This window comes from Bartonella sp. LJL80, from assembly GCF_054871565.1.
This window is the reverse complement of the sequence record NZ_JBTXLM010000017.1, coordinates 1-7902: the sequence shown is the minus strand read 5'-3', so window position 1 is coordinate 7902 and position 7902 is coordinate 1. Positions and strand designations below refer to the sequence as shown.

The 7902-nt window shown below is 47.6% G+C and carries 5 protein-coding genes; all 5 read right to left on the bottom strand.

What is annotated here, in order from left to right; genetic code table 11:
* Positions 1–2374 (bottom strand): autotransporter outer membrane beta-barrel domain-containing protein (locus tag ACYSNS_RS14380; RefSeq protein WP_461723869.1); only part of this gene is annotated, 2374 nt, incomplete at its 3' end.
* A 26-nt stretch (positions 2375–2400) separates the two neighbouring features.
* Positions 2401–3405 carry a Csu type fimbrial protein gene (locus ACYSNS_RS14375; RefSeq protein ID WP_461723868.1) on the bottom strand — a complete coding sequence of 335 codons (1005 nt, stop codon included), beginning with the start codon at positions 3403–3405 and terminating at the stop codon, positions 2401–2403.
* A 12-nt stretch (positions 3406–3417) separates the two neighbouring features.
* Positions 3418–5973, bottom strand: coding sequence for a fimbria/pilus outer membrane usher protein (locus tag ACYSNS_RS14370; protein ID WP_461723867.1), 2556 nt, complete (start codon positions 5971–5973; stop codon positions 3418–3420).
* A gap of 42 nt (positions 5974–6015) precedes the next feature.
* The gene (locus tag ACYSNS_RS14365) at positions 6016–6738 is read right to left on the bottom strand and encodes a fimbrial biogenesis chaperone (RefSeq protein ID WP_461723866.1); all 723 of its coding nucleotides are present in this window, start codon (positions 6736–6738) and stop codon (positions 6016–6018) included.
* Positions 6739–6820: 82 nt separating this feature from the next.
* Positions 6821–7312: a Csu type fimbrial protein gene (locus ACYSNS_RS14360; RefSeq protein ID WP_461723865.1), complete on the bottom strand. Its 492-nt coding sequence runs from the start codon at positions 7310–7312 to the stop codon at positions 6821–6823.
* Positions 7313–7902 lie beyond the last annotated feature (590 nt).

Sequence of the window (7902 nt, the reverse complement as noted above, 5' to 3'; positions counted from 1 at the left end):
AGGCGCCGCCGATCAGCTTGCCGGCATCGCTTTCTGTCACCTCGAAGTCGAGGCCGATCTGTGTCTTGATCATATCAAGGTCATAGTTGCTGCGGGTCTTGCTGACATTGGAATTGATATGGCCGGTGGAGCCTTCCACCTTCATCCAGAAACCGCGGCCTTCCATCTCATTGATGGTGGCCGTCTGCCGATCAGAGCCCGTACCAATCCATGTGCGGTTGCCAATACGCTGTTCCAATGTGCCAAGCTTGTTCAACTGCTGCAAGATTTGCGGATAGACCTCATACATCGGCACGACAGCGGAATAAACGGGCTTGGGTTCAATGACTGGCGGCTCCACCGGCCCGACAGGCGGTTGTGGTGGTTCGATGGTCAGTGAACGCAAATACCAATCACCGGCAAAGTCGCCAGCCTTATTGCCGGCATAAAGGGAATAGGCATAGGCTCCACCGACGACAGCGGCCTGCCCTTCAAAGCTATAATCACTCTTCAGGGAGAAATCATCGGCAGATGATGTGCCATCCACCTTGATCAGCTGGATACCATCACCGGTGGTCAAAGCACCAAGGCCACCCCGATTGACAACCTGCACACCGGTTGTACCCGTAGCATTGCCGGTGACATGCAAGAAATCCGTCTGGGAACTATCATCGCCAAGCTTGGTGTTAAAAACCAAAGTCGCATTATCGGCGACATAATCCTTTTCAACCGTTAATTGAAAGAAATCTGTACTCGGTTTTACTGTCAACGGCGTTGCGCCAAATTTTACCGTGCTATTATTGACATTCAATGCGCTTACCTGACTTTCGCCATCAATAATCCAAGTCGAACCATCCGATAATGACACATTGGCAATCGCGCCATCTTTCAACACACCTGCACCTAATAGGATTGATCCTTTGTTGATCTCAAGCGAGAGAATGGACGAGGCGTCGCCAGCGACTTGATAAGCAGCCGTTCGTCCCCCTAACATACTATCGTCCATGGTAACATCTAGTGCGCCGCTGATGACCGAGATGCCGGCAGAATTTTCAGAAATGATCTGACTCTTTTCTCTAATCTCAAGGATAGAGTCGACACCAGAGTAGCTCCCTGCAATGGTCGCTATCGCTGCTGCGCCTAAACTCTTTGTTGTCACACGCGTATTTTTTAAGTTTATATTGGAAGCGCGCGACAATACCATGCCAAAAGCATTGAGGCCCGATGTTTCGACTGTTGCGCCCGTTACATTGATGCTTCCGGCAAGATTGGCATAGAGAGCGTAACTGCCTGCCCCAGAGGTTTTCACACTACCGCCATCAATTTCCACCGATCCATATCCGCGTGCATAAATAGCATGTGCGCCCTTCCCTTGGGTTTCCATACCGCTATCGACAAGCTTGATTTGCGCATCCGCATAATTGGCAAATGCTACAGATGCTCCATCGCCCTTCGTTAAAAATGCAGATTTACTTGCACTAATCAAACCGCCCGTGCCAATTGTGTTGCTACTATTGGCTAATAGAGCGTGCGCGCTCAGCCCCTTGGTTTGCAAAACGACATTTTCAAGCGTTGCTTTACTATCTTTACCATAAGCATAAATGCCATAAACATTCTGCCCTAAAGTGTCTATCGTGCCGTTCAGCAGCGTAAGCTGAGCGCCAGACTCTAAACCTACCGCATTGATACGATAATCTGAAGATGTTCCCCCCACTGGAGCTGTCGATGTTATCGAGAATTGATTGAAGCGAACCTGCGCCTTGTTAGTGAGAAGTAGACCGGAATTTGTGGCATTGATATCCAGATGATTAAGCTGAACGGTGTTCACACCGCTGACCGACATACCAATCATGGATTGGATGGAGACGTAGTTTGCTTCCAATTGATTGCCGTTATTGCCGGAAGTCGATACAATGATGCCATAACCATTTTGCGCCGTCAGGATTGTCTTGTGCGCCGCAGTTGTCGCAGCCGTATTAACGTGAACAATTGATCCACTTGTAATGTTCAGTGCGTTGCCTTGATCAGCAGTGATCATCAGCGTACCGCCTTGCTGATCCATCTTACTGTTATAAAGGTAAATGCCTGTTTCATTCGACGAAACCGGTGACTGTGTTGTATGGAACGTGTTGTTCCCTGTCAAATTGACAGTTCCGCTGAAGGAATAGATACCCGATAAGGCCGCGGTAGTATCTATGTTACGGCCCTCGAAGACACCACCGGTTTTAATCCAGACACCCCGGCCATCATCTGGTGTCGTACCCATCGCATTAATGGATATGCTATCGCGTATGACGGTCTGATAATTTTCGACAACGATTGTACCTTCTGCCTGTCCTTGTACACAGGTAAACGTCAGCATGCCCAGGCTGGCAATAAGTTTGGTTTTCAACATTTTTTTCCCGCTATTTCAATGGTCGCTCAATAAGTTACTGTCACCGTGACCGTATCCGTGTAGGTATCGCTTTTTGGACGTTTTTGCGGTGGTATGCGCGCATAAACCGTGTACGGTCTGTTATATCCCTGCCCATACTGCCCTGTCAGCACATCGCTGCCCGTCCACCCCCATGGTACAACTCTGGCACTGTCACGATAGAGGCCATACATGATTTTATCAGTGCCGCTGGCATTTCTCATATAACGTTGATCTGCAGCAGTGGCATCTTTGCTCTGGTTAAGCGCAATTGAATATGTGGTGTTTTTGGTGCAATAAACGGTCACGCCACCTGTTGCATCAAGGTTTTGGTTAAGAGCCATGGTGGAAGTAAAGGTAATGTTAGAAGCCGAGACACTGCAATAGGGCTGTACATCGGCAACAATTGGAAAGGCTGATTCAATTTTCGTCGTAATGTTATTGCAACTTGGAGCGATAACACCGTATCCCTGATAGCGTATCCTTAAGATTGAGTCAGAGCGAAATGTGCCTTGATCGGCCGTCACAACATTACTTGAAATTCTCGCCTGCAAAGGAACGCGGATCGCAATCGTCCCCGGCCCCGAGCCATCTTGCTGGTAAACATTTGGCCATCCTTTGTCTTGTGAGCCGATCACGTAATTCAAGTCATTGGTGTTCCAAATAGAAAAAGCTAAAGTGTCGCCACCGGTGGAGCGCATAAGGCGGTAAGACGCAGTTTCTGTGCTTCCTGCAACATAGGGTGGTTCAATCGTTAAACATATGCGTACATTGCTCTCAAGAAACCCCTTTTCGCAGTAGAGCTGAACCGTTGCATCTGCATAAACGGTATTGGCCGGATTGAGGTTAAGCCGTCCGAAATTTAAGCCACCAGACGATGACAGTGTGCAGCTTGCAGCCGATACTTTTTGGGTTGTAAAGCCAAGTGAAGCAATCACCAGCATCCCCATTAAAAGCACAAGGGAAAGTGTCATCTTGAGCTTTACTTTAACCATGTGTAGGCCATTTGACATGATCTTATCCCTTTATATTTTGCATACAAGACGGTTATTTCCCGCCTCTATACCAAGCTTCAACTTGCTACCAAGCGTAACGTGACAATCGGGTTTCCCCAGTTGCTTTACGGTGATCGACGCAGGCTGTTTGTTAGCATTTGGAAGCATGACAATACCGTCATATCCGGTTACAAGCTGATCAGCGCTGTCAGCAGCATAAACATATGAGCCCACATCAATAGGTGCGCCATCTTCGTCCACGATCTGCAACAACGCGTAGTCGACCTTCGCGTTCACGCCGAATTCTGCTACCACGCCAGACATATAAGCAGGGTTCACCTGCACGTTGGTGGACTGTACGAGCGCACCAAGCGGCAAACTATCGGGGTCGATGGATAGCTGGTTTTTCCTGTATGAAAACAGATCGGATACAACCAGCTTGCCATTACGTCCCGTCTTGCCATATTCCTGATTTGAAGACAGAACAGACACATCGGGCGCACCTGCATCCACAACTGCAAATGAGTCAAAGATTTGATTGGCTGCGAAGATGCTCTTATCAGCAACGACAATTGCCCCCTCAATTTGTGCTGTTCCGCGGAAGCTATCGTTATTTTGCTCTACAGACCCTGAAACACGCGCAACAGAGGATCGATAAGATCCAGCGGCCATACGGTTTTGGCTATCGCCTTCCATGTCACGTAGGGTCCAGCCATAATCGCCAATCTTACGGCCCTCGGTACGCTGCAACTCGGATGTAACCGACGTACCATCGGTATCTGATTGGGTACTGACGCCCGCGGTGTATTTATCGGCGAAACTATAGGTCAAACCAGTAAAGACACCGAAATTGTTGGAACGTTTAACATCCATAAAGGCGGATGCATAAACCGAAATGCCGTTATCAAAGCTGCGGCTTGTTGAAAAGCTCGCTACATTTGAATCGTCATCTTCCCAATTATCGACCTGGGTAAACGAAAAACTTAAATAAGTCGGGTCAAAGCGCAGCGGAAAGGTTACAGAAAATTGGTTTACTGCCTTGGGAGGCCGATAATCATATGATCGATTGAAATAGCCCCAATCAACAAATTCACTCTCTTTATCTTGATATTCATCCTGGCTCCGGTCCACAACCGAAGCAATATCATTAAACCGATCGAATGTTTGCTGCGTACGGGCAGTAAACCGGATATCGTTATATTCCGCATCCAGACCCGCTATAATTTGATAGCCCGTTTCACCCTTGTATTGGCTGGCTGCAGACGCCAGATTTATAACACCCAATGAGCCGACATTAAAGACTACGCCGCCACCAGCGTTATAGAGATCAACGCCGACCTCCGCATGTCCTTCAACGGTCAAGTTTTCATGGAGTCCATAGCGCATGGTTGCCGAAGAGAAGACGTTACCGTCATATTCATTGGATTCCCAACCGTAAGAACGACGCGGAACACCTGCTTCGAACGAAAAATCAAGTAGACCTTTCGCCAGCATATCGTTTGAAGCGAAAAAGTCCGTTTCTGTGACTGTTTCGCGGCCAAGGGCATCCCTTACAACAACGCGCGCCGTCCCCGCTCCCGTCACGACTGGTATATTGGTCAATGAAAACGGCCCCGATGGTAGATCTTCAGTAACGCGTTTTGTATTGTTTACGAATACATCAACAGATGATGGCACAGCGGCAGAACCGGAAACCGATGGTAGAGGCATTGTGACCAAATCACTCCGCAACGCAAAGTTACGCCGATATTGCACGCCACCCAATCTTGTTGATCTCGTCCAAGATAAGCCACGTGTAATAAGATCACCAGCACGATATGTCACCATCGTTTCCGGGTTGGAATAAGACCAAAATGTATCCAGTCGCACTGTGTTATTATATCTGCCATTGGATACGCGTGCGATCTGGTTTGAAGAAAGCACACCGTATTTACTGGACAATCTCAGATCAAAATTGCCTGAAACACCGCTGAACGCCCAAACATCTGACAGACTTTCTTTATTGTTATCGGCATAGAGAGTATAGTTTAAAACAGCTGACGGATCCGAGGTCGGCTTTCCCTCGAGATCGTCGGTTTTACGTTTAAAATCGGACCATGCAGCTGGGTTGAGACTAACGTGATAGGGAACAAGCGCCGCATCCGAAGATGTGTGAAAATCGAGCCTATTTTCTGCTGAATCAAGAGTGAAAACTACGTCTGGCAGTTTTGATATATCAACCCATTCATCATCAACTTTGGCTTCAGGTACGATAGTCAGCCCCGCAGAGGTCAGGTCGTCTGCATTGACAAGGAGTTTATCATTTTCACCGTATTTATAGGTAACGAAAATGCCTTGTTGACGGTTATTGATGGTAACCTCAATATGCCCCTGGTTCATTGCATTTTGAACCTGCTGCTTGACCTCCGGAGCCAGGTTTTCGGTGTTGTAAATAGGCGCAACATCTTCGACAAATCCTGTGTTTTCCACATGATCCGTCGCTTGCGCACGCAATGGTGTCAGACTGCAAACAATCCCCCCCACCAAAAGATAAAGCGGAAGATGACATCCGGATTTTATCTGTAAATTGTCAATGATCTTTTTCAACGGAAGTACGCCCAATACAACAACCAGTTATCGAAGATGGTTTTATTTTCCAGCGCCTATGGGAGCCGAATAGACAGCTTTATTTCCCTGCGCGCTGATTTTAGCTGGTGAGCCACCGCCCGCAGCTTTAACAAAAATGTCGGCCTGCGATCCGGCTAAGACATATCCGGCAAGGCCAGGTATTTGGCCCACGACAGCCCCAGATGAAGAGAGTAATTTCACATTTGCCAAGCGCAAACGTTGGCTGCCATGATTAACCCCACGCAAAATGAAGCCGCCATTGCCGCGCCGAACGCTCCAGTTCACACGTGGCTCACTGTCTTTGGGGCCAAAGAATACAGGGACAATATTACGCGTTACGACCTTCACACCGTTGTCTGACACCTTACCTTCAGCAGTAACATTTGCCTGCGGCAGTTCATCGATAAAAACTCTGTAGCTTTCTTCCGATGTAATCGGTGTTTTGCTGGTGCGAACCACCCGTAAAATCGTGTCGGAATTTGGTTTCATCGACAAAAAAGGCGGCGAGATAACAACATCCGAAGTTGGTGTATATACATCCTTGCCATCTTTTTGCGCCCAACGATAAATGCGTGCTTGCGCCTGAACCACATTTTGAGGTCCTACACGCAAAGTAATCTGCCCCGCTGCCATTGGTGGTTTGACATCCAGCATAAGAGGTAAAATCGTTATGGTGGCGCCATGAACTGTCATAACGGCAAACAAATATAAAGTTATGGATATGAGCAGACGCATCATCGCCATTTCTGCACTCCTTCAGGTAATGTGGTAAAAAATTGCAGCCGATTAACCTATTTTAGTGGATCCAACCGGCTGCATTTATTGTTTAGTAGGTCAAAGTGACCTGCACAGTGTCCGAATATGTTCCCTGTGTTGCGCCAGCTGTCTGCGGAATACGGGCTTCAATAACATAATCCTTGACGGTGTCATCAAGTGCTGTTCCAGATACGGCTGTTGTCGGAGTCAGCTTTGTGCTTGCACCGTCAGTTATATTTGTAAGATCATACTTGACGCGCGCAGCTCCGGAAGCCATCTGACGCTGATCGGTGCCGGAAATGTTATTTCCACCATTCAGTTTGAACGAGTAAGCCGCACCTTCGTTGCAGGACACGCTGATTTTGCCTTGCTTGACGATGCCACTTGGATTGTTCAAGCTTGAGTAAATGCCGAAATTAATGTCGTCAGCAGCGACAGAACAACCATCGGTTACTTGAATCTGCACTTTAAACGTTGCAGTTTTATCGGTTGCATAAGCAAAACTTGTTACACCCGAAAGCATAACAGCAGATGCCAAAGCTGAGATAACGATTTTCTTCATGTTTTTCTCCAATTTGACGACAAGCGTCGAGGTTCGCACTAAAAAAGCCCAAGTGCACTCAAGGCATCGTGGTCCCCCACGAATTCGTTCAATCCATGTTTGTTTTGGATGGACTAAGTTTTTTGACTCAAAGCGTCACATCGCGCCTAAACATTGAGATTCCCAATGCGCGACGTTCGTTGATCCCAGTCTTGCCAATAAGACGCTCGCAAAAAATCAATAAAACGGTGAAAGCGAGCCGATATCAATGATATCGGCTCGTCGGGCCTCCAGATGTGGGGTCGTACATCGTCGGAAGCCCTCAACCAACCATTCAAGGGGGTCTCTCGAATGGGTTGGCCTAAGCAAAAACGGTTCGCCTGTGGCGAAAAATATAGGAAATCAAGCTTATCAATAGACAAACCGCTCACAAAACCGCGAGCATAGCAAATTGCTCCAGACATTCTGGGCAAGCACCGAAGAATACAGCTTAGCATGGTAAAAACGTAAAACACCAGACGCTCTACTGCTGAGCAATAGAGAAATGAACCCTGAATTTTGCTTATATTATTATGAAGGTTGCATTTAAATCTCAGTAGATCCGCACGGGG